This window comes from Bacillus sp. YC2 (assembly GCF_019891195.1).
GTDB lineage: Bacteria > Bacillota > Bacilli > Bacillales > Bacillaceae > Bacillus.
In genome coordinates, this window is record NZ_JAHXDO010000011.1 from 51,386 (window position 1) to 74,029 (window position 22,644).

General features: G+C 42.6%; 19 protein-coding genes and 1 pseudogene. 17 read left to right on the plus strand and 3 right to left on the minus strand.

Going from position 1 to position 22,644, the window contains the following annotated elements; genetic code table 11:
* Positions 1 to 4: 4 nt before the first annotated feature.
* Complete coding sequence (gene plsY, locus KY305_RS16215; RefSeq protein WP_061521218.1) at positions 5 to 586, minus strand: glycerol-3-phosphate 1-O-acyltransferase PlsY; 582 nt, start codon at positions 584 to 586, stop codon at positions 5 to 7.
* A gap of 151 nt (positions 587 to 737) precedes the next feature.
* Here plsY and KY305_RS16220 point away from each other — a divergent pair, with 151 nt between their 5' ends.
* From KY305_RS16220 to parC, 3 genes are all read left to right on the plus strand, one after another.
* Entirely contained in the window at positions 738 to 1,145 is a 408-nt protein-coding gene (locus KY305_RS16220; RefSeq protein ID WP_223063414.1) for a CoA-binding protein, read from the plus strand.
* Positions 1,146 to 1,564: 419 nt separating this feature from the next.
* Positions 1,565 to 3,532 (plus strand): DNA topoisomerase IV subunit B, encoded by a 1,968-nt coding sequence (parE, locus tag KY305_RS16225; protein ID WP_214799025.1) that lies wholly within the window; start codon positions 1,565 to 1,567, stop codon positions 3,530 to 3,532.
* A 2-nt stretch (positions 3,533 to 3,534) separates the two neighbouring features.
* Complete coding sequence (gene parC, locus KY305_RS16230) at positions 3,535 to 5,958, plus strand: DNA topoisomerase IV subunit A (protein ID WP_223063415.1); 2,424 nt, start codon at positions 3,535 to 3,537, stop codon at positions 5,956 to 5,958.
* 203 nt (positions 5,959 to 6,161) lie between these two features.
* Here parC and KY305_RS16235 read toward each other — a convergent pair whose 3' ends face one another.
* Positions 6,162 to 6,515 (minus strand): hypothetical protein, encoded by a 354-nt coding sequence (locus tag KY305_RS16235; RefSeq protein WP_223063416.1) that lies wholly within the window; start codon positions 6,513 to 6,515, stop codon positions 6,162 to 6,164.
* A 386-nt stretch (positions 6,516 to 6,901) separates the two neighbouring features.
* On the opposite strand from KY305_RS16235, the gene KY305_RS16240 reads away from it, so the two are divergent.
* The 12 genes and pseudogenes from KY305_RS16240 to KY305_RS16295 all read left to right on the plus strand — a co-directional run bounded on the left by KY305_RS16240 (position 6,902) and on the right by KY305_RS16295 (position 19,635).
* The gene (locus KY305_RS16240; protein WP_223063417.1) at positions 6,902 to 8,314 is read left to right on the plus strand and encodes an alanine/glycine:cation symporter family protein; all 1,413 of its coding nucleotides are present in this window, start codon (positions 6,902 to 6,904) and stop codon (positions 8,312 to 8,314) included.
* A gap of 325 nt (positions 8,315 to 8,639) precedes the next feature.
* Positions 8,640 to 9,596 carry a sugar kinase gene (locus KY305_RS16245; protein ID WP_223063418.1) on the plus strand — a complete coding sequence of 319 codons (957 nt, stop codon included), beginning with the start codon at positions 8,640 to 8,642 and terminating at the stop codon, positions 9,594 to 9,596.
* Positions 9,597 to 9,662: 66 nt separating this feature from the next.
* Positions 9,663 to 10,682 (plus strand): zinc-binding alcohol dehydrogenase family protein, encoded by a 1,020-nt coding sequence (locus KY305_RS16250; protein ID WP_223063419.1) that lies wholly within the window; start codon positions 9,663 to 9,665, stop codon positions 10,680 to 10,682.
* A 13-nt stretch (positions 10,683 to 10,695) separates the two neighbouring features.
* Entirely contained in the window at positions 10,696 to 11,331 is a 636-nt protein-coding gene (locus KY305_RS16255) for a bifunctional 2-keto-4-hydroxyglutarate aldolase/2-keto-3-deoxy-6-phosphogluconate aldolase (RefSeq protein ID WP_223063420.1), read from the plus strand.
* A 1-nt stretch (position 11,332) separates the two neighbouring features.
* Entirely contained in the window at positions 11,333 to 12,412 is a 1,080-nt protein-coding gene (gene uxuA / locus KY305_RS16260) for a mannonate dehydratase (protein ID WP_223063421.1), read from the plus strand.
* Complete coding sequence (locus tag KY305_RS16265; RefSeq protein WP_223063422.1) at positions 12,409 to 13,245, plus strand: SDR family oxidoreductase; 837 nt, start codon at positions 12,409 to 12,411, stop codon at positions 13,243 to 13,245. Before uxuA ends, KY305_RS16265 begins: the two co-directional genes overlap by 4 nt.
* Positions 13,246 to 13,331: 86 nt before the next feature.
* On the plus strand, positions 13,332 to 14,333 hold the full coding sequence (locus KY305_RS16270) for a LacI family DNA-binding transcriptional regulator (RefSeq protein WP_223063423.1): 1,002 nt from the start codon (positions 13,332 to 13,334) through the stop codon (positions 14,331 to 14,333).
* A 72-nt stretch (positions 14,334 to 14,405) separates the two neighbouring features.
* Positions 14,406 to 15,674, plus strand: a pseudogene (locus tag KY305_RS16275) (MFS transporter).
* Positions 15,675 to 15,951: 277 nt separating this feature from the next.
* Positions 15,952 to 16,764: a hypothetical protein gene (locus tag KY305_RS16280; protein ID WP_223063424.1), complete on the plus strand. Its 813-nt coding sequence runs from the start codon at positions 15,952 to 15,954 to the stop codon at positions 16,762 to 16,764.
* Between the two features lie 4 nt (positions 16,765 to 16,768).
* Positions 16,769 to 17,386, plus strand: coding sequence for a DUF4166 domain-containing protein (locus tag KY305_RS16285; protein WP_223063425.1), 618 nt, complete (start codon positions 16,769 to 16,771; stop codon positions 17,384 to 17,386).
* Complete coding sequence (locus KY305_RS16290; RefSeq protein WP_223063426.1) at positions 17,380 to 19,026, plus strand: YndJ family protein; 1,647 nt, start codon at positions 17,380 to 17,382, stop codon at positions 19,024 to 19,026. The genes KY305_RS16285 and KY305_RS16290 overlap by 7 nt, the downstream gene beginning before the upstream one ends.
* A 345-nt stretch (positions 19,027 to 19,371) precedes the next feature.
* Positions 19,372 to 19,635, plus strand: a complete 264-nt coding sequence (locus KY305_RS16295; protein ID WP_223063427.1) for a hypothetical protein — start codon at positions 19,372 to 19,374, stop codon at positions 19,633 to 19,635.
* A 247-nt stretch (positions 19,636 to 19,882) separates the two neighbouring features.
* On the opposite strand, the gene KY305_RS16300 is transcribed toward KY305_RS16295, so the two are convergent.
* Positions 19,883 to 20,827, minus strand: coding sequence for a ketopantoate reductase family protein (locus KY305_RS16300; RefSeq protein ID WP_223063428.1), 945 nt, complete (start codon positions 20,825 to 20,827; stop codon positions 19,883 to 19,885).
* A 279-nt stretch (positions 20,828 to 21,106) separates the two neighbouring features.
* Here KY305_RS16300 and KY305_RS16305 point away from each other — a divergent pair, with 279 nt between their 5' ends.
* Entirely contained in the window at positions 21,107 to 21,658 is a 552-nt protein-coding gene (locus tag KY305_RS16305; protein ID WP_223063429.1) for a TetR/AcrR family transcriptional regulator, read from the plus strand.
* A gap of 639 nt (positions 21,659 to 22,297) precedes the next feature.
* A complete protein-coding gene (locus KY305_RS16310; RefSeq protein ID WP_223063430.1) occupies positions 22,298 to 22,606 on the plus strand; it encodes a magnetosome magnetite crystal formation protein family in 309 nt (102 codons plus the stop codon).
* The last annotated feature ends 38 nt before the right edge of the window (positions 22,607 to 22,644 follow it).

Here is a 22,644-nt window from a genome sequence, read left to right on the forward strand (position 1 = left end):
TTTATCAGAACCATTTGATTTTCGGTTCTGTTTTGTTAATAATTCTTTTAATGTTTGCTCTGTGCCTGTAGATGACAAACGCGGTTAAAAGCGTCACCACGATTAACAAATAAGGATCTTTTACAAACAGACAATAAATAATCGTATAAATCCCTGTTAACATTGAAGACAGAGAAACAAATTTTGTAAGGTATAAAAATATGAAAAACACAGCAACCATCGTGACGAATAACAGGGGTGCATAAAACAGCAGAACGCCCGCTGAAGTGGCTACGGCTTTTCCTCCTTTAAATTTTGCAAACACGGGAAACACATGGCCGATAACTGCTGCGACACCGGCAAGAAGCGGGTGGATGGGAATGTGCAGTAAATAAGGCAGTGCTGCGGCGAGTGTGCCCTTTAAAATATCGGCTGCAATAACAATTGATCCCGCTTTTACGCCAAGCGTGCGAAAAGCGTTAGTCGCACCCAAATTGCCGCTTCCATGTTCTCTAATATCAATCCCTTTAGCAAGTTTGCCGACGACTAAACCTGACGGGATGCTGCCTATCAAATAAGCCAAAATAATTAATAAAGCAATCAACATCTACATTTCTCCTTTTCAATGTCCCTTCACTTTATTTTAACACGAGTTGTCTCCGTCTGATGACAAGTTTTTTGAGAATTAAGCTGGCAAACCTCATTTTTTGATTCCGGCTCCTCCGTCATGTAAAATAAATGAAAAGGAGATGGTATAGATGCAAAACCCTTCAAAATCGGAGATCAAAAACATTCTCGACCGAAGTAAACGGATTGCAGTCGTCGGACTTTCAGATCGGCCCGACAGAACTTCTTACATGGTTTCTAAAGCGATGCAGGAGGATGGATACGAGATTATTCCTGTCAATCCGACGATTGATGAAGCCCTTGGCGTCAAAGCCGTCGCTTCATTGAAAGATATAGAAGGGCCGATTGATATTGTAAACGTGTTCAGACGTTCCGAACAGCTGCCGGGCGTGGCTGAAGAATTTTTGCAAACAGACGCTCCTGTTTTTTGGGCGCAGCAAGGACTGGCAAATGAAGAAGCTTATGGCATGATTACAGACAAAGGACGGACGGCAATTATGGATTTATGCATAAAAGTCGCCCGCGCTGTTACAAAATAGAGACAAAAAAGGCAAAAATCCTTGGCTGTTCAGGGGTTTTTGCTTTTTTATTTTAAGAATACTATTTGCGTATTATGGTGAAACAGATACAATAAAGCTTGAACAGCTTTTTTAGCAGCCCTTTCCATACAGGGGTTTTACAGTCTGTTTGCGATGGCGGGCATAAATCGATATAATAGAAACCGAACTCATGTTCTGTGTTGCCGAAAAGGGCACCAGAAAGATGAAAAGACATTCGAATGTATGTCTTGCGGCCTAAAAAATAAGCCATTCGCTCAAAAATGTTGCGAAATCAAGCATATTGGTTATAATTGTGAGTCCGAGGAGAATTGGACCGAAGCTTGCGCATACTTAAAACAAAGACATGAAACATGAAAAAGAGAATGATTAAGCAGGTTTTTTGAAAGGGGTTTGTACGTTTGGCTAGAAAACAGCAATTTGATTACAACGAAGATGCCATACAGGTGCTTGAAGGCCTGGAAGCCGTCAGAAAAAGACCGGGTATGTACATCGGTTCCACTGACGCACGCGGCTTGCACCATCTGGTGTATGAAATCGTCGATAATTCCGTCGACGAAGTTCTCGCTGGATACGGAGATCATATTATCGTTACTATACATAAGGACAACAGCATCTCCGTACAAGACAGAGGACGCGGAATGCCGACCGGTATGCATAAACTCGGGAAACCGACTCCGGAAGTCATTTTCACCGTGCTCCACGCCGGAGGGAAATTCGGCCAGGGCGGCTATAAAACGAGCGGAGGCCTGCACGGAGTCGGCGCATCCGTCGTAAACGCTTTATCGGAGTGGCTGACCGTTACAATTGAGCGGGACGGCTTTGTCTATAAACAGCGGTTTGAAAACGGCGGTAAGCCTGCGACTTCACTAGAAAAAGTCGGTACGACCAAAAAAACGGGTACGCTCACGCATTTTAAACCCGATCCGTCGATGTTCAGCGCAACGGTTTATAATTTTGACACGCTTTCAGAACGTCTGCGTGAATCTGCCTTCTTATTAAAAGGCTTGAAAATAGAGCTCATTGATGAACGGAATCAAATGAAGGAAGTATTTTATTACGAGAACGGAATTGAAGCGTTTGTCGCTTACTTAAACGAGGAAAAAGATGCTTTATGCGAAGTGGTTTCCTTTGAAGGTGAGCACCATGACATTGAAGTGGACTTTGCGTTCCAATTTAATGACGGATACTCCGAAAATATCCTGTCATTCGTCAATAACGTCAGAACAAAAGACGGCGGGACTCACGAGTCGGGAGCTAAAACGGCGATGACGAGGGCATTTAATGAGTATGCGAGAAAAGTGGCGCTTTTAAAAGAAAAAGACAAAAACCTTGAAGGCACGGATATCAGAGAAGGATTATCTGCGATTATTTCCGTCCGTATCCCTGAAGAACTCCTGCAATTTGAAGGCCAGACAAAAGGAAAACTGGGCACAAGTGAGGCAAGATCTGCCGTAGATGCCGTCATTTCAGAAAAGCTTGCTTATTTCTTAGAGGAAAACCGTGATACGGCGACTCTGCTTGTCAAAAAAGCGATCAAAGCAAGCCAGGCGCGTGAAGCAGCCCGTAAAGCAAGAGAAGAAGCAAGAAGCGGCAAAAAGCGCAAAAAATCAGAAGCGACATTAAGCGGAAAGCTCACTCCCGCAGGCTCCAGAAATCCGGCCAAAAATGAATTGTATCTCGTAGAGGGGGATTCTGCCGGAGGATCTGCAAAGCAGGGAAGAGACCGGAGATTCCAAGCCGTTCTGCCGCTTCGCGGAAAGGTCATTAACACAGAGAAAGCAAAGCTTGCTGATATCTTCAAAAATGAAGAAATCAACACGATCATTCATGCGATCGGCGGAGGGGTCGGAGCGGATTTTGAGGTAGAGGACATTAACTACGACAAAATCGTCATTATGACAGATGCCGATACTGACGGCGCTCACATCCAAGTGCTGCTGTTAACGTTCTTCTATCGTTATATGAAACCTTTGATTGAACACGGAAAGGTATTCATCGCCTTGCCGCCTCTTTACAAAGTCAGCAAAGGAAGCGGCAAAAAAGAGATCATTGAATATGCCTGGTCCGATGAAGAAATGGACAGCGTGTTAAAAAAGGTCGGCAAAGGCTATACGATCCAGCGCTATAAAGGCCTTGGAGAAATGAATGCAGATCAGCTCTGGGAGACGACAATGAACCCTGAGTCACGAACGCTTGTAAGAGTCAAAATTGATGATGCAGCCCGCGTAGAGCGCCGGGTAACGACATTAATGGGAGACAAAGTAGAACCGAGAAGAAAATGGATTGAAAAGAATGTTGCCTTTGGATTAGACGAGGAAAGCAATATTTTGGAAAATGAAAACTTATCGGTCGCTGAGGAGGTTTAATAGTGGCACAGCCAGAATTATTTCATGATTTACCGTTAGAAGAGGTAATCGGCGACCGTTTCGGACGCTACAGTAAATATATTATTCAAGATCGGGCGCTGCCTGATGCAAGAGACGGTTTAAAGCCGGTGCAGCGCAGAATTTTATACGCCATGCACGCAGACGGAAATACGTTTGATAAAAATTTCCGGAAAGCGGCCAAAACGGTCGGGAATGTTATCGGTAACTATCATCCGCATGGGGACAGCTCCGTATATGAAGCAATGGTGCGGATGAGCCAAGATTGGAAAGTCAGAAATGTGCTGATAGAAATGCACGGAAACAACGGGAGCATTGACGGTGACCCGCCCGCTGCCATGCGTTATACAGAAGCAAGATTATCAGCCATCGCGTCCGAGCTCTTGCGGGACATTGATAAAAATACGGTGGAATTCGTTCCAAACTTTGATGATACAAGTAAGGAGCCGGTCGTCCTGCCGGCTATGTTCCCTAATTTATTGGTCAACGGATCGACCGGAATTTCGGCGGGCTATGCCACTGATATTCCGCCCCATCATTTAGGCGAAGTCATTGATGCCGTCATTAAACGGATTGAATCGCCCGATTGCACTGTTGATGACTTAATGGGCGTCATCAAAGGACCTGATTTTCCGACAGGAGGCATCATCCAAGGGGTAGACGGTATTCGGAAAGCCTATGAAACGGGTAAAGGGAAAATCATGATTCGCGGCAAAGCGGAAGTGGAAACCATCAGAGGCGGCCGTGAGCAGATCGTTATCACTGAAATTCCGTTTGAAGTAAACAAAGCCAACCTTGTGAAGAAAATGGACGAATACCGGATTGATAAAAAAGTCGAGGGCATATCAGAGGTGCGTGATGAAACAGACCGCACGGGCCTTCGGGTAGTCGTTGAATTAAAGAAAGAAGCAGATGCGAAAGGCATTCTGAATTTCTTATACAAAAATACTGATTTGCAAACGGCGTATAACTTTAATATGGTTGCCATTCATAACCGCCGGCCGATGCTGATGAGCCTCCCAGCCATTTTGGACGCGTATATCGCCCACCAGAAGGAAGTGGTGACAAACCGCTCCATTTTTGAACTGCAAAAGGCGAAAGAAAGACATCATATCGTTGAAGGCTTGATGAAGGCCCTGTCAGTTTTGGATGAAGTCATTGCCGTCATCCGCGCCAGCAATGATAAGCGGGACGCGAAACACAATTTAATCTCAAAATTCGCTTTCACCGAGCCTCAGGCAGAAGCCATTGTTTCTTTGCAGCTGTACCGTTTGACAAACACTGATATTACAGCATTAAAAGAAGAAGCGGAAGAGCTCAGCCGGAAAATCGATGAGCTTGAAGCCATTTTAAACAATGATAAAAAGCTTTTAAAAGTCATTACGGGCAGTTTGAAGAAACTGAAAAAAACCTATGCCGACAGCAGGCGGTCAGTGATTGAGGAAAAAATTGAGGAAATTAAAATAAATCTTGAGGTCATGGTCGCATCAGAAGACGTGTATGTCACGGTCACTAAAGACGGTTATGTGAAGCGAACAAGCCAGCGTTCGTTTGCCGCTTCTAACGGCCAGGATTTCGGAATGAAGGACACAGACAGGCTTATTCATCAATTTGAGATGAATACAACAGATGTCCTGCTGCTGTTTACCAATAAGGGAAGTTATGTGTATTGTCCCGTTCACCAGCTTCCTGATATCAGATGGAAAGACATGGGGCAGCATGTGACAAATCTCATCACAATTGACCGGGACGAAACGATCGTGAAAGCCATTCCGGTGAAAGAGTTTGATCCATCCTCATACTTATTGTTTTTCACAAAAAACGGGATGGTGAAAAAGACCGAGCTGACACATTACAAAGCGCAGCGGTATTCGAAAGCGCTTGTAGCCCTGAACCTTAAAGGGGAAGACGAGCTGATCGACGTCCATGTTACAAATGGAGAGTGTCAGCTGTTTATCGCGACCCGCCTCGGCTACGGCCTATGGTTTGGCGAAGATGAAGTAAATGTGGTCGGAGCGCGGGCGGCCGGCGTAAAGGGAATTAATTTAAAGGACGGCGATGCTGTCGTATCAGGCCAGATTCTTCACGAGACTGATTCGCTTGTGCTTGTCACACAGCGCGGAGCCGTTAAACGAATGAATCTTTCTGAATTTGATAAAACATCCAGAGCAAAACGCGGGGTCATCATGCTCCGCGAGCTCAAAAAGAATCCGCATCGTGTAACGGGATTATTCGCATGTCCCCAGTCTGACAGAATCATACTGGAAACAGAAAAAGGCGAGAGAAGCGAAGTCGCCGTTCAGTCATTAAGGGCAAACGACAGATACAGCAACGGTTCCTTCTTTATTGATGAAGATGAGTCAGGGCCGGTAACAGATGTATGGCGTGCAGAGTCATCTGAAGTTTAAGAATAAAAATAAAATACCCCCGCTCAATTTTACTTGAGCGGGGGTTTTACAATTTAACTTTCGTGGCTGCCGAATAAATCGGTAATGGCGTGAACAACTTCAATACCCTGCCATACAAATAAATTCAACGCAGTGAATGAGAATAAGCCTAAGATCACCATTCGTAAGATAAACAACATGTTTAACAACCTCCTCATTTTATGTTACATAGATAGGCGATGTTGAACATGAAGCTCATCGAAATACGAGGACTGATAAAATTTAGCGATCAAAAAGCTTTTTTTGCGCTGTCTTCTCCTGGAAGACGGACTTTTTCTGTCTGCTATCACGATAAGTGAGGCAGAAGCGGCGAAAAGCGCCGTCAGTATAAATGAGCCCGTCAAAGACTTTTTCTCATCATCGACATTTTGGCCGGCCTTCATTTCGTGCATTTCCTGCTGGTCGGCTACTGCTTTAAAATGATGAGCGGTGTCAAACGCATGGGGAATGGAGAGCAAATGAAAGCTTGCAATCGCTAAAAATAGGATAGATGCCTTTAAAAACAGGATCTTTTTCAAATGTTCTCCCCCCTTCATAAGTCTGAATATTTTTATTATAATACCCTAATTCAAACTGAAAGTAAACCTCATTTAATAAATTTAAAAATATTATCCTGGTTAAGTATATAACATCTGAGACGTTATTTCACTCATTTTTTATCAGCAAGCCGAAGAAAGCGGGAAGAGACTATATTTATTATCTTATGCAAATAAAGGCTGAGATGTGACGGGTTTTTTCAGGCTGCAGATAAAAAAAGAGCGAGGCATAACGATACGTAAAAACCAAATAATTTTGTTAAAAAACTTCTCAACCAATGATGTTGTGATATAATAATACTCGTTATGTTAAAAAATCTAACATGAGAAGCAAAAATCAAAGTAAAAGATGTATAGGGAGGTTACACATGGAGGCTTTTATTAAAGATATTATTAATGTTCCAAATGATTTTATTTGGAAGTATCTTGTTTATATTTTAGTGGGTATCGGATTGTTTTTCACTTTCCGTTTTCGTTTCATTCAATTTCACTATTTTATTGAGATGTTCAGAATTGTGGGAGAGAAGCCTTCTAAAGGGGTTTCCTCTATGCAGGCATTCTTTATCTCGGCAGCCTCGCGTGTCGGAACCGGAAACCTGACCGGCGTCGCTTTAGCGATTGCAACGGGCGGACCGGGAGCGGTATTTTGGATGTGGATTGTGGCCGCTGTCGGAATGGCTTCCAGTTTTGTAGAAAGTACATTGGCGCAGCTTTATAAAGTGCGTTCAGGTGAAGATTTCCGCGGCGGGCCTGCTTACTACATGCAAAAAGGCCTCGGGGCGCGGTGGCTTGGTGTTTTATTTGCCGTATTGATTACCGTCTCATTCGGGTTGATTTTTAATGCCGTACAGTCAAACACCATTTCAGTTGCTTTTGACGAAGCATTTCATGTAAATAAAACGGTTATTGCGATTATTTTAGCTGTATTAACGGCATTTATTATTTTTGGCGGTTTAAAACGGGTCGTTTCTGTTTCACAATTAATCGTTCCCGTCATGGCCGGAGCATACATTATTATCGCGCTGTATGTTGTTGTTGTGAATATCACGGCGGTTCCGGATCTGCTGATGACGATCGTGAAAAATGCGTTCGGCCTTCAGCAAATTGCTGGAGGAAGTTTAGGAAGCATCATTATTATCGGAGCGCAGCGCGGGCTGTTCTCAAATGAAGCCGGTATGGGGAGTGCGCCGAATGCCGCAGCAACTGCACACGTGTCACATCCGGCAAAGCAGGGATTAATTCAGACTCTCGGCGTATTTTTTGATACGTTTATCGTTTGTACTTCGACTGCATTTATTATTTTATTGTACAGCGTAACGCCTAAAGGCGATGGCATCCAAGTGACACAGGCCGCTTTACAGCACCATCTCGGAAGCTGGGCGCCGACTTTTATTGCGATTGCAATGTTTTTATTCGCATTCAGTTCGGTTGTTGGCAACTATTACTATGGGGAAACAAATATTGAATTTATCAAAACAAGCAAAACATGGCTCAATATTTACCGTGTTTTTGTTATCGCAATGGTTGTATACGGATGTGTAGCCAATTTCCAAATTGTATGGGATATGGCAAACTTGTTTATGGGCTTATTGGCGCTGATTAACTTGATTGCGATACTGCTGCTGTCTAATGTGGCATATAAGGTCTATAAAGATTATGCCGTTCAGCGCAAAAAAGGTCTTGATCCTGTATTTAAAGCGAAGAATATTCCCGAGCTGAAACATATTGAAACATGGGAAGAAGAAGAGCAGACAGGCTCTGAGCATAAAGCTGCAAATTGAACAGCATGAAACTGCACCCGAAAAACCCCTTTACAGGGGTTTTTCTTATGTCAAAGCTATCTTCCGGGCTTTTAATGCTGAAGAAAAATCCCCGCACAACAAGCGGGGATTTTTCTCGTAATCGTAATCTTAGAAGGGATGCTGTTTTTGCCGATGATACACTGACAGTAAGGAAACATGAAGGATTACATAACCGCAGACAGATTTTTCTGAATTTAAAGTATTTTTTCTTGTATTTGTAATATTTTTCATATAAAGTGTTACTAAACCGGTTTACCAAACCGATTTAGTTCCTATCAGATATTGAAATGAAAGGAGTATAGATGTGTCAACCAAATATGGAATTTTAACGATAGGTGATGCGATGATCACCTTAAATCCCGCGAGTACAGGACCTTTGCGTTTTGTTACTCATTTTGAAAGAAAAGCAGGCGGAGCAGAATTGAATGTTGCCATTGCCTGTGCAAGGCTGGGTCTTTATTCAAAGTGGATCAGCCGGCTAGGAAAGGATGAGTTTGGCAGAGTGATCTATAGCTTTGCTAAAGGAGAAGGAGTCGATATGACTGACGTCGCCTATGTTGAAGGCTATCCCACTTCTTTAAATGTGAAGGAGATCAGGGAAGACGGAGCAGGCAAGACCTTTTATTATCGTTACAACTCTCCTGTCCTAACGCTTGAACCGGAAGATATTACTGAAGAGATGTTTAGAGGCATTGATATTGTTCATCTTACCGGGATATTTATGGCGATTGACCGCAAAAACTTGGATATTGTTCAAAAAGTGCTCTTCATCGCGAAAGAAAAAGGAATCCTTATATCCTTTGATCCGAATGTCCGGCTGAAACTGTGGACGATTGAAGATGCACGGGCAGCTTACCAAACGGTCTTCCCATATATTGATATTCTGTTGACTGGCCGTGATGAAATGAAAAACATCATAGGAACTGAGGAAAACGAAGAATTAGCTGTTTTTGCAAAGAAATATTCTATCAGTCAGCTTGTCATTAAAGACGGAGCAAAAGGATCAGCTCTGTATAGTGAAAATCAGTGGATCGAAAAGGAAGCATTTTCGGTAGCAGCTGTTGATACGGTTGGAGCGGGTGATGGCTTTGATGCCGGCTACTTATACAGTTATCTGCATAAATTTGAACCTGAGAAACGCCTGGAGTTTGCCAATGCGGTCGGTGCGCTTGTTACAACAGTTTCCGGTGATAATGAGGGGCTGCCCCTTTTGGAAGAAGTTTTAACATTTGTTAATAAAGAGACGGTGGTTGAGCGTTAAGGTTAAAAATCAAAATAAGAACCGATCGGCAGTGCGGAGATAAATTCTTAAAAAGCAGGTGAGAAAATGAAAGCGGTTCAAGTACGGAAAGCGTATGACTTGGTGATAACGGAGGCAAAAAAGCCAGCCGTCATTCAAGCCGATGACGTTCTCATCAAAGTAAAACGGGTGGGAATTTGCGGTTCAGATCTGCATATTTATCATGGCACAAATCCATTGGCTTCACTGCCGAGAGTCATTGGGCATGAAGTAACAGGTGAAGTAAAAGAGATTGGCCCGAGTGTCCGACATCTCAGGATAGGTGACCATGTAGTTGTTGAGCCGATATCTTACTGCGGAACATGCTATGCCTGCCGAAAAGGGAGGCCGAATGTTTGTGAAAAGCTTTCTGTCTTCGGTGTTCATGAAGAAGGCGGGATGCGGGAATATGTTGTGCTGCCGGAAAAGCAGCTGCATGCGGTATCAGCCCATTTGCCGTGGGAAGAAGCGGTCATGGCAGAACCCTACACTATAGGCGCTCAAGCGGTATGGAGAGGACAGGTGGAACAAGGAGACACTGTTCTGATCCAGGGGGCGGGCCCCATCGGAATCTGCATATTAAAAATGGCTAAGCTGCAGGGCGCTTCAGTCATGGTGACCGACTTAAATGAAGAGCGTTTAGCGTTTGCCAAAGAAAACGGTGCGGACCGTATCGTAAATGTACAAAAAGAAGATATCATTCGGAGAGTTCATGAATGGACCGGAAATGAAGGAGCCAACGCGGTCATTGATGCCGTTTGCCTCCCAGCCACTTTTGCACTTTCCATTGAGGCGGTTTCTCCGGCCGGACATGTGGTTGTTCTTGGATTTGATGAAAATGCTTCAGCTATTTCACAGCTGCCGATTACGAAAAAGGAAGTCACGATAACCGGTTCCAGACTGCAAACACATCAGTTTCCGAGAGTGATAGAGTTACTGAATGAAGACAGATTAACGCATAACGGGCTCGTTACTCATACGTTTTCAGTTGATAACGTTCAGGAAGCCTTTCAATTTATAGAACAGCATCCCGGCCAGGTTCGCAAGGCGGTCATTACGTTTGATTAAAGGAGGAGCGAACATGCTGCCTAAATACTTCGTTTACCAGCAGCTTTTGGAAGCAAAAGTAGTGGCGGTCGTCCGCGGTCAGAACAGCCATGAAGCGATACAAGTATCAAAAGCGGCCATCTCGGGGGGGATCAATGCAATCGAGCTTACATATACAACCCCTGAAGTGGAAGACGTCTTTAAGGAGCTGCGTCATATGGATGTTCTTCTTGGAGCAGGTTCTGTGATGGATACAGAAACGGCAAGACATGCCATTTTATCCGGAGCGACATTTATCGTCAGTTCTCACTTTGTAAAGGACATTGCGTCTCTTTGCAACCTGTACAGCGTTCCTTATTTGCCGGGGTGCATGAGCATTTCGGATATGGCATCAGCGCTTGAGGCCGGATGTGATGTAATGAAGCTGTTTCCTGCCATTACATTTGATCCCTCATTTATCAAGTCAGTAAATGGGCCTCTGCCCAATGTCCGCCTCATGCCGACAGGCGGCATTTCATTGAATAATATGAATGATTGGCTGAGTGCCGGAGCGGTTGCTGTCGGTGTGGGGAGCGAGTTAACCAAGGCCTATCAAAAGGGCGGATATGAAGCCGCTGTGTCACTCAGCAGAGACTACGTCAGCAAGAAGTCTGAATATACGGGGGTGTAACATGAATATCACGTTTCGATGGTACGGACAAGGCAATGATACCGTAACACTTGACCATGTCAAACAAATTCCAGGAGTTAAAGGCATCGTCTGGGCTCTCCACCATAAGCAGCCGGGTGAAGTGTGGGGGGAAGAAGAAATTAAAGCGGAAGTCGAATATATTCAATCCCATGGGTTTCATGCAGAAGTTGTAGAGAGCGTGAATGTTCATGAAGCGATCAAACTTGGAAATGAAGAACGCGGCCAGTACATTGAAAACTATCAGCAAACCATTCGCAACCTTTCCGAATTTGGCGTAAAAGTGATCTGCTACAATTTCATGCCGATTTTTGACTGGACCCGCACCGATATGTTCCGACCGCTGGAAGACGGTTCAACCGCTTTGTTTTTTGAAAAAGCAAAAGTAGAGAGTTTGGAGCCCCAAGAGCTGATCCGCATGGTGGCGGAAGCCTCCGATATGACGCTACCAGGGTGGGAGCCGGAAAAAATGATACGGATTCAAGAGCTGTTTGAAGCCTGCAAAACGGTCGATGAAGAGCAGCTTTGGGCCAATCTGACATTCTTTTTAGAAGAGATTCTGCCGGTTGCTGAAGCGCATGGCATTCAAATGGCTATTCATCCCGATGATCCGCCTTGGTCTATTTTTGGCTTGCCCCGTATTATGACCGGGGCAAAAAGCTACGAAAAGCTTCGGGCGATATCAGATTCACCGGCCAACTGCATCACGATGTGCACAGGCTCGATGGGTGCGAATCCCGCCAATGACATGGCGGAGATCGCAAAACACTATGCCGGCATTGCTCCATTCGCACACATACGTAATGTAAAGATTTATGATAACGGTGATTTTGTAGAAACATCTCATCTGACAAAGGATGGTTCCATCAATATCCAAGGTGTAGTAGAAGAACTTCACAACCAAGGTTACAAAGGGTATGTACGACCGGATCACGGTCGCCATATCTGGGGTGAACAATGCCGACCGGGTTATGGTATGTATGATCGCGCTTTAGGGATTATGTACTTGAACGGACTGTGGGATGCCTATGCGTCTTTGGTGAAAAAAGAGGCGGAAGTATGATACCGATTCATGAAAACTTGTCCGGTAAAGCCGCTGTCATAACAGGCGGAAGCGGTGTGCTCTGTTCAGCGATGGCAAAAGAGCTTGCCCGCCACAACATGAAAATCGCGATAGTGAACCGAAGTGCCGAAAAAGGACAGCAAGTCGTGAACGACATTACGAAGGCTGGCGGAACTGCTCTTTCTGTTTCTGCTGACGTCTTGGATCGCGGATCATTGAAAAAAGCAAAAGATAAGATTCTTGATCGGTTTGGCTCCATCGATCTTTTAATCAATGGAGCGGGAGGAAACCATCCGGATGCTATCACTGATTGTGAGACTTATGAAGAAGAGGGGGGAGGAACATCATTCTTTGATATGGATGAGAACGGATTTTCCACCGTATTCTCTACAAACTTTACGGGGTCATTTCTCGCTTCTCAGGTGTTTGGCAAAGACCTTCTGAAGGCTGAGTCACCGGCGATTATCAACATTTCATCCATGAGTGCCTATTCACCTATGACGAAGGTTCCGGCCTACAGTGCGGCCAAAGCGTCAATTAATAATTTTACAATGTGGATGGCGGTTCATTTCGCAGAAACCGGTTTGCGGGTCAATGCGATTGCACCAGGATTCTTTCTCACCAAACAAAATCACGATTTGTTGATAAATGAAGATGGAAGCTATACGGACCGCTTCAACAAAATCATTGCCGGTACACCGATGAAACGCTTCGGGAAACCGGAGGACTTGCTGGGAACACTCCTTTGGCTGGCGGATGAATCATACTCAAGTTTTGTAACGGGAATTACCATCCCTGTTGATGGAGGATTTATGGCATATTCCGGAGTTTGACGGATATACCAGTCTCCCTGTCTAGTTTGTAATGAGTTTATTTCTGGCTTATACTAATGAAAAATGAAGGCAGACGGGGATGACTTATGAAAACCATTACAATCGCTGATGTAGCTAAACATGCAAACGTTTCTAAAAGTACCGTATCTCAATTTTTAAACCGGCGCTTTGATTATATGAGTGAAAAAACGAAACAAAAAATAGAGGAAGCCATTCAGGAGCTGAATTATCAGCCAAACTTTGTAGCCCGCAGCTTAAAGCAGAAATCAACGTTTACAGTCGGAGTAGTAGTCGCCAACATCCTTCACACCTTTTCCACCCAAGTCATCCGGGCAATTGAAGACTATTTTCATGAACAAGGTTTTCATATTATTGTCTGCAATGCGGATGACGAGCCTGCTAAAGAAAAGAAGTATATTGAAATGCTGCGTGCCAAGCAGGTGGATGGCATTATTATTTTTCCAACAGGCGAGAATCTTGCACTGTATGAAAAGATGAAACGCGATGAGTTTCCGATAGTATTTATGGACCGAACGATTGAAGAGCTCGGGATTCAGACGGTCATGCTTGATAACCATTATGCAGCAAAGCTTGCTGTTGACCGATTTGCGGAGAAAGGTTTGCACAAGATCGCAATCATTACCACATCGATTATTCGCAAGATCAGTCCCAGGGTAGAAAGAATCGAAGGATACAAGAAGGCTCTGGAAATGCATGGGCTTCCGATTCGTGAAGAGTACATCAAAACGGCAGATGCAGATGATATTCCAAGAGCGCTTTCGGAGCTGTTTGCACTGAACACACCGCCGGAAGCGATATTGGCAGGAAACGATATTGTGCTCGTTGAGGCTTTAAAGTATATGAAAGAAAAAAACATGGCCATTCCAGAGGATGCAGCGGTCATCGGAATCGACGAAGTTTCCTTTGCCAGTTTCTTTACCCCGCCGGTTACGACCATTGTCCAGCCTGCGGTTGAAATGGCCAAAGGAGCGGCTGACATTCTTCTCCGGCAAATCCAAAAAAAAGAATCAGAAGCAGAGTGGATGCACCGCTATAAGCCCTATCTTATGGCAAGGCATTCCGGGTAAGGCCTTTCAGTGAACTAAACCGGTTTATACTGAGCTGTGTAAATATCAGAATAAAAATCAAAGGAGGTTTATATGCTTTCAAAAGACAGGCTTCCGGTGATTGTTCTTTTATTCTTAGCCGGTGTCATAAACTATTTGGACCGTTCGGCACTGTCGATTGCAGCTCCATTTATTCAGGACGACCTCACATTGTCTGCAACCCAAATGGGTTTGATCTTCAGCAGTTTCTCTGTCGGTTACGCTACCTTTAACTTTGTCGGCGGAGTAGCATCCGATCGATATGGTGCAAAGCTGACTTTGTTTACAGCGATGATTGTTTGGTTCGCTTTTCAGCGGAGCGGTTGCGCTTGCCTTCGGTTTTATAAGCTTGTTGATCATTCGGATCTTATTCGGAATGGGTGAAGGGCCGTTGTCAGCTGCCATTAATAAAATGGTCAATAATTGGTTTCCGCCGACTCAGCGGGCATCAGCCATCGGGGTGACAAACAGCGGTACGCCGCTGGGCGGAGCGATTTCCGGTCCGATTGTCGGTATGATTGCTGTTGCGCTCAGCTGGAAGGTTTCCTTTGTACTCATCATGATCATTGGTTTAGTCTGGGCGCTGTGCTGGTTTAAGTTCGTAAAAGAAAAGCCGGCAGAGCCAATGGGGGATGCGCCGGCAATGAAGGCGGACGGGGCGCCTCATGAGAAAATTCCGCTCACCTTTTATCTGAAACAAAAGACTGTACTATTCACGGCTTTCGCCTTTTTCGCCTATAACTACATCTTATTTTTCTTCCTGACATGGTTCCCAAGCTACTTGGTGGACGAACGGGGATTAAGTGTTGAATTCATGAGCGTGGTCACTGTTATTCCAGGATTCTGGGTTTTATCGGTCTGGCGGCCGGAGGACTTATTTCCGATTATGTATTCAAAAAAACGGCCAAAAAAGGCGTGCTGTTCTCGCGTAAAGTGATTCTTGCCACCTGTCTGTTTGCTTCCGCAGTATTCATCGGATTTGCCGGACTTGTCACCAATACTGTAAGCGCTGTCACTCTTGTCGCTTTATCTGTTTTCTTCTTATATGTAACAGGTTCCATCTACTGGGCTATCATTCAAGACGTGGCAGACCCAAAAAATGTCGGATCCGTTGGCGGATTCATGCATTTCCTCGCAAACACGGCCGGTATTATCGGACCTGCGTTAACCGGTTTTATCGTTGACAAAACCGGTACGTTCTCTGGAGCGTTCCTGCTGGCCGGCGGCTTAGCTGTATTTGCTTCTCTTGCAGTTATCCGTTTCGTCCGCCCGATCATCAGCAAATCTGCTGGATCGGATACCGAAGATACGGTTTCTTATTAAAAGAACCTTTACGGTAGATGAATCCTCCTAAACTGCAGCGGGCGTTCAGATGAGAAATGGCGGCCTGAAGACATCTGAAATGATCGAAGACCGGTTATCTGCCGGTCTTTTTTTGTTTGCAAACCTAGGCGTCTTCTAAAGAAAAGAAAGGAAAGCAGGGGATGGCATATCGGAGACCCGACTTGGGACCGGCAAAAGTCTGGAGTCACACTGCCATTCAATCTATCAATATGCTAATATAGGGATTGTTTACAAAAGAAGGGGAAAAGGAGGGCGTATGAAACAGGAGCCGATCTATGTGGAAATTGACATAACATCTGATTTGAATACGCTTTGGGAATATACGCAAAACCCAGCGCTTCATAAGGAATGGGATCTGCGTTTTTCAGATATTACGTACCTTCATCGAAAACCAAACGAACCGCAGAAATTTCTTTATGAGACAAGGATAGGCTTTGGATTAAAGGTGTCTGGCACTGGGGAAACAGTTGGAGGCAGCAATCAGCATTCTTCTCATTGGGTATCTTCCCTGGCTTTTCACTCCGATCATCCGTTATCTCTGATTGAAACCGGCAGGGGCTATTGGAAGTATAGACCGCATGATAACCGGAGTTTCACGTTCATGACCCAATACCAATATAAAACGGCATACGGCCTGCCCGGGAGATTGATAGATCGATTTGTATTTCGGCCGCTGTTAAGCTGGGCCACGGCGTGGAGCTTTGATGCTTTGCGGCTTTGGATTGAGCAGAACAGACACCCGAAGAAATCTGCTTACTGCGGATTCGTCTATGTCATGTTGTGCTTGTTTTTCAGTCTGTATTGGTTTCATCAAGGGTTTGCAGATTTTTTTCTTGAAGCAAACAGAATAGCAGGGGCGTTAGAGTCAGGATTGGGAATTTTGTGGATTGTTCCTTTCGGGAGAAAAAGGCTGCTTCATGCCGGACAGGTATGTATCTTTGCTGTATTAGCATTTTTGCAATCGGGAATATTTTTATCTGTTTTGTTAGGAGCGATCACCGCTGCGGGAATTATTCTTAGTCTTAAGCTCCCGAGCGCCCGGCATACAAAACGAAAGAGAAAGAAGTGAAGTTGTGGGTTCAATTTATGAAAAATCAATCGTTAATTATCACTTATTACATCCTCAGCTGCAAAAACGCTATCAATTAGACGAATCACACACGTTCAGCGGAAAAGGAATCATGTCAGACATAAAGGGAGGCTCATTTGTCGTCAAAATGTTATTGAAGTTCGGTGTCTTCTTTAGATGCTTCTTCTCTGAGAGAGGGAAGGACATCCCTTTCACCATTCAAAATAAAACTTTTTATACGAAACAGCATATCGGTGTGGAATGGAACCGAACATTTTTCTTTAAAGGCAAAAAGCGTTTCTTTGACGCAGTTATGGTATATGACGAACAAGAAAAACGAATTCTTGATTACTTCGGCAAACCGTACATTCTGCTGTCTGTTTTACATTTAGAAGCAACCTCAGACGGGGCGCTTAACATCACATCGGGAAGGCAATGGTTATTGATATTGGGAAAGAAAATTCCGCTTCCAAAATGGCTTTGCGGCAAATCCTCCGTTTACGAGAGCTATCATGAAGAAATGAATTGTTTTACTATACAAGTGCATGTGGAGAATATGATTCTCGGCACTCTTTTCTATTATCAAGGAACATTTCAGGGAGAAGAGGGAAACATATGCTGAAACGAAACAGAGTGATCAGCATGGTTTGTTTTATAGGATTTTTTGCTGCTGAAGCCCCGCATGTGTCTGCTGCAGAGGCGCTTGTCCTGTTATCCGTTCTTTTTTTTGTTCCGGGTGTTTTTCCTCTTGTTTTTCAACAAACGGCTGATCGTGAGGTTCAACTATTTGAAAACGTATTAGTAAAGTGTTATCCGGCAGCAGCCTTATGTGCAGCACTGGCTTTTATTACGGATATCAGCTTTTTTGCGCTGTTGTGGTGGCTGTACACCATTTTATTGGCTGTTTATGGTGTGGTGAGGCTATGGAAGACAAACATACATAGAATGGAAGAAACTTCGGTCATCTTTGGCCTTATCTATTTGGCTGGCGGGGGATTTTGGTTTTTTGCTTATGTTTCACAAATGGATATTATGCATTTCGGTCCGCTTATTATATTGCTGACAGCTGTTCACTTTCATTATTCTGCTTTTCTTATTCCGATCTTTAACGGCTTACTCGGCAGAATCATAAGAGAAAGACGGGGGCTTTACCGCTGGAGCACGGGAATCATTCTGCTCTCGCCGCTGCTTATCGCAATGGGCATTACATTCTCAAAGGCACTTGATCTTATTGCAGTCGGAATGTATATGTCAGCACTGTATATAAACGCATATCTCGTCTTTAGGGCACCATTTCAGACGAAGACAGGGAAATTGCTGATTCGAACTTCATCGGCCGTATTAATGATTACGATTTGTTTCTCTCTGATTTATTCTTTTGGTGTTTATCGTGAAGAAATGACACTTACCATCAGCCAAATGATTTGGATTCACGGGACCGTCAATGCATGCGGCGTTATTTTGCCGGCTCTGGCAGGCTGGAGAATGGAAAATCCGAGGCCATTTGATGAGCACTGTGTACAGACTTTCAGCCGTATTTACGGAAAGAGAACGATAGGTAACGATTTTTTGGCTGACATTCATGCGGAAACTAACGATCATTATACTGGGCTAATTGATGAAATGAATGACCTTCATTCCGAGCATTTTTCAGCAGAGAAACTAACGCCGTCAATTCTTTCGTTTTATGAGCAAACGATTAATTATGATATAGAAGCAAAAGTGACATGGAGTGCGTGGTTTCGGCCGTTTGCACATATCTATGAACGGTTCAGCAGAAGAACCGGACAAATTCATCTCTCAATGAATCCTGACTGGTATACGATGCACAGTCAAATAAAAGGCGTTGATTCCAGTAAAGACGGCAGGAAAAAGGTCCGTGCCTGGATCAGAACAAATGAGAAACAGGAAACCATATTCACTGCGCTGTATTCTTTGTACAGGTCAAACGGGGAGGGATACATGAATATTTCTCTTCCGCTTCCGTTCAGCCAAATGACGGGTATTCTGAAGCCTTATCATCATAAAGAGAGCCTCATGCTGACAAGCCGACGAAGAAAAAGCGGAGCGGGTGACGAGGGGATCTATCTGCAAACGAGATTAGGAACATGCAGCCTTCCATTGACAGAAACATTTCTCATAACAGCACAGGGCGAAAACCGATTGACAGCTGTTCACCGAATGTGGCTGTTTGGGATGAAATTTCTTACTGTGAATTATCGGATTACATGCGGCAATCCAAAATCGTCGTATAAAAGCTGATGAGATGGATGCGTTTAAGGGATATGGAAGTTTTCCAAAGAGGACTCTAAGGGATTTTAGGCTGCCGGAAATCGCCGGCAGTCTTTTTTTATATGAATTTTGAAGAACACTGTAAGAAATATGTTAAATACATCAATTTTAAGATCGTTTTCATGCTTTCAATGTATACTTAGCGAACTCATCAAAATGCAGATTAAAACGATTTGTAAAAATGTGTATTTTATTAGAATTTTATCTCGATTCTACATAATTAGACATTTTTTTCATCTTTAGAGTGGTAAAATCGGGTTGTCTACTAAATGGATGAGCATTTAATAGACATAAAATGACAAGGGGGTAATATGGATGTTTAAAAGCAAAATCAAAAAAATAGTGGGAGCTGTTGCACTTGTTGGAGCCTTGCTAGTATCTGGAACGCCAGCAGTGAATGCGGCAGTCAAGCCCGAAGATTTAACACCTATTCGAAACAAATACAAAGACGGTTATCAATTCCAATGGAATGGTGACGGTACTGTAACTGTTTTCTTTAGAGACGGTGAAGGCAGATCTTATCATGATACCTATACATGTGTATCAATTATCGATGGAACTTGTTATGTATACAAGTAATTAAAACGTAAATGAATTCTATTTTTTAAATCTCGTCTCATTTTCTTAAGTATACTTAGTTAGTGAGACGAGAATTTCATTTCAGAACATAACTTCCTAGAATATATATTATGTAAACTAGGTAAAATGAAATTCATATTGGATTTCTTTTCGCCCGGGTCTTCTGCCCCCATCCAAAACAGGACGGGGGTATATGTTTTATTTCACAATGAGTAATTTGGTAGATATACATTTTATATGAGAATTACTAACGATTGACCTCATCTCTATACTTAGAAGTTGATCGTTTTTGAAGGTCGTCCAAATTTGGAGTTGATATATTCGCTTCCTTTTTCAATTCATCAAATGTTTCATATAAGGCTTTAATCTCGCTAAAGGAGCACTCAAATAATTTAGCCATCGGAAGTTTGTGAAATATTCTCAAACCGTGGTAGACAAAATTTCGATGGTTACGAACCATATTCACTTGAAATGCTGGGTCAATTCGATATCCCAGTTTTTCTAAAACCATAAACCCCTCATCCATTACAGAAATCATCTGCATTAATGCATTCTTATCCTTCGCTATTTTTTTAAAGTCAAAGTTATTGATATAATGGATTGAGTTCATAGCAATAATCGGTATGAAGTGACTTTTAAGCCAACCATCAATATTTTCATTAAAACTTAGTTTATGTTTCGCTTCCTTAAAAGTCTTCTCTAATGTAGATTTAAATGATAAGCCACCGTCTAAGCTACCGATTACCATTTGTCCTCCCCCCCGAATAAAAATAACACGACCATTTTCTTCCCTCATCCCCCCACTAATTTGAAAACCAAACGCAATATTTTTTTTAACTTTGCTATTTTTATTTAGGAATGTTTGCATATTTGCAGCATCAGCGTTATTCCCAACAATCACAATATTGTTACTTATATTTTCAGCTAAAATCGGAAGAACCGATGAAAATTGATTGTATTTCATCACCACAAATATGAGATCGTAGTGTTCTTCAGGTTGTAGTTTATCAATTACATTTACTGCATCGACAGTATTTTTTCGTTGGAAATGATGTCGAATAACAATTCCATCTTCTTTCAATTGTTCATACCGCCTCCCTCTAGCTAAAATGGAAACATTGTTTCCTCCTCGTAATAATGAGTGGGCAAGATAACTTCCCAAAACACCAGCACCATAAACCAATACTTTCATCGTAAAACTCCCCTTCTATAGAATCTTTATAGTTAAAGTTTTTTATGATATTAATAGATGGTTGTTGATTGTTCAACAACTGTCTATTTTTTCAATTTTATCAACAGTCTATCTATGCTTCAATAGTTAATTAAACAGATATTGTTTAATAATGAACAGATTAAAGGTATTTGTTCATTAACAAGAAAATAAACATCTGTTTCTTTTCATACTTTTGTTCATTATAATTAACGTAATGGGTCTATTCTTTAATTAAACGATCCTATTAGGGAGGATATTATGGATAAAAGAATTAAAAAATCTAAAAAAGCTATAGAGGAAGCACTTATTAGTTTAACCGCGGAGAACGATTTTGAAGATATCACCATAAACTCCATTGCGGAAAGAGCAGATGTTAATAGAGGAACGATCTATTTACATTACAAAGATAAATTCGATTTATTAGAACAATGCATTGAAAGAGAAATACAGGAATTGCTTATTTATTGCTTGCCCAAAGGTTCTGGAAGCTACCCTTCTAAAACAACTTTACTACAGATATTTAAATATTTAGAGGAACACTCTTTTATCTACCATACATTGTTAACAAATAAAGGGGTCCCCACCTTCCGAAATAAATTATTAACTGTCATGAAAGAAGGGTTAAGGGAACAATTGCAATTAAATGGAATAAATCAAAATATGAACAAGGAGATCCTCATTCAGTTTTGGTCCTCCGCAATAATTGGTGTAATAGAGTGGTGGATAACGCAATTGATGCCTTATCCTGTAGAAGAAATCACCGAACATTTATGGACTTTACTAGAACGAAATCAGATTATACTTAAATAAAGAGTATCCATTATTGGCTATTCATACTGATCATTTTTGAATTTGAATTCATGTGCATCAGAATTTTTTTGAACGAAACTGCCCCTTCGTTTCACAAGAAATAGATTCTGAGATCTCCAGTAACTCTCAGCAATCTGACCCTTATCGACAGTATCAACGAAAAAAGGTTGATAGAATGCATCATTTATCTTTATGTACATGTATGCAAAGATAAGTGGTTAAGGACTTGACGTGGAGCCTCTGTGGGCATGATTGATCTTGAAAGGCTGAAGCCGTTGTTTCATCTGGCATCAAAGCCCATCAAACCCATCCCTCCACGTAAAGTCCTATCTTTGTTTACGTTGAATACTATAATTACTTACTGTAGATAATGCTTCTACAAAGAAAGAAAACTGGCATTTTTGGTATCTTTACATACATTAAATACGGTGCAAAATCATACTGTAAATAATGGCCCGATTGCGGATAGAGAAAAGGTTGCTGTAACAGGACTAGCCCTCGCCCGTACTTGTTAATGTAAGGTTAATGTAAGGTTCGGATTAATACAGGTTAAGGTTGGAGTTGTACAATAAGATTGTACTTCAGTGAGGGATTCAGTTAAAAGGATTCCCCTTCAATAAATGATAGAGGTGAGATGTTTTGAGAGAAAATAAAATTTTGTCTTCATTATGTTACTTCAGTATATTTTTTGCGCCGTTTCTGTTTCCGATTATCGTCTATTTCTTAGGTCAGGACGATGTGAAATATCATGCGAAAAAATCTTTGTGGACGCATTTGATTCCTTATTTGATTTTCGGAATTGGCATCATCGGTTCAGGTTTACTTGGTATGAATGATATTAGACATGCTGGGCCTTTCCTGGTTGCGACTTATGCGGTTACGTTTATTATGGCGATCTATTTTTTCATCTGGAACATTGTCAAAGGAATCAAAGTGTTTTCGGAATAATAGGTGAAAAAAACGGTTCTGTTGATCAATAACAGAAC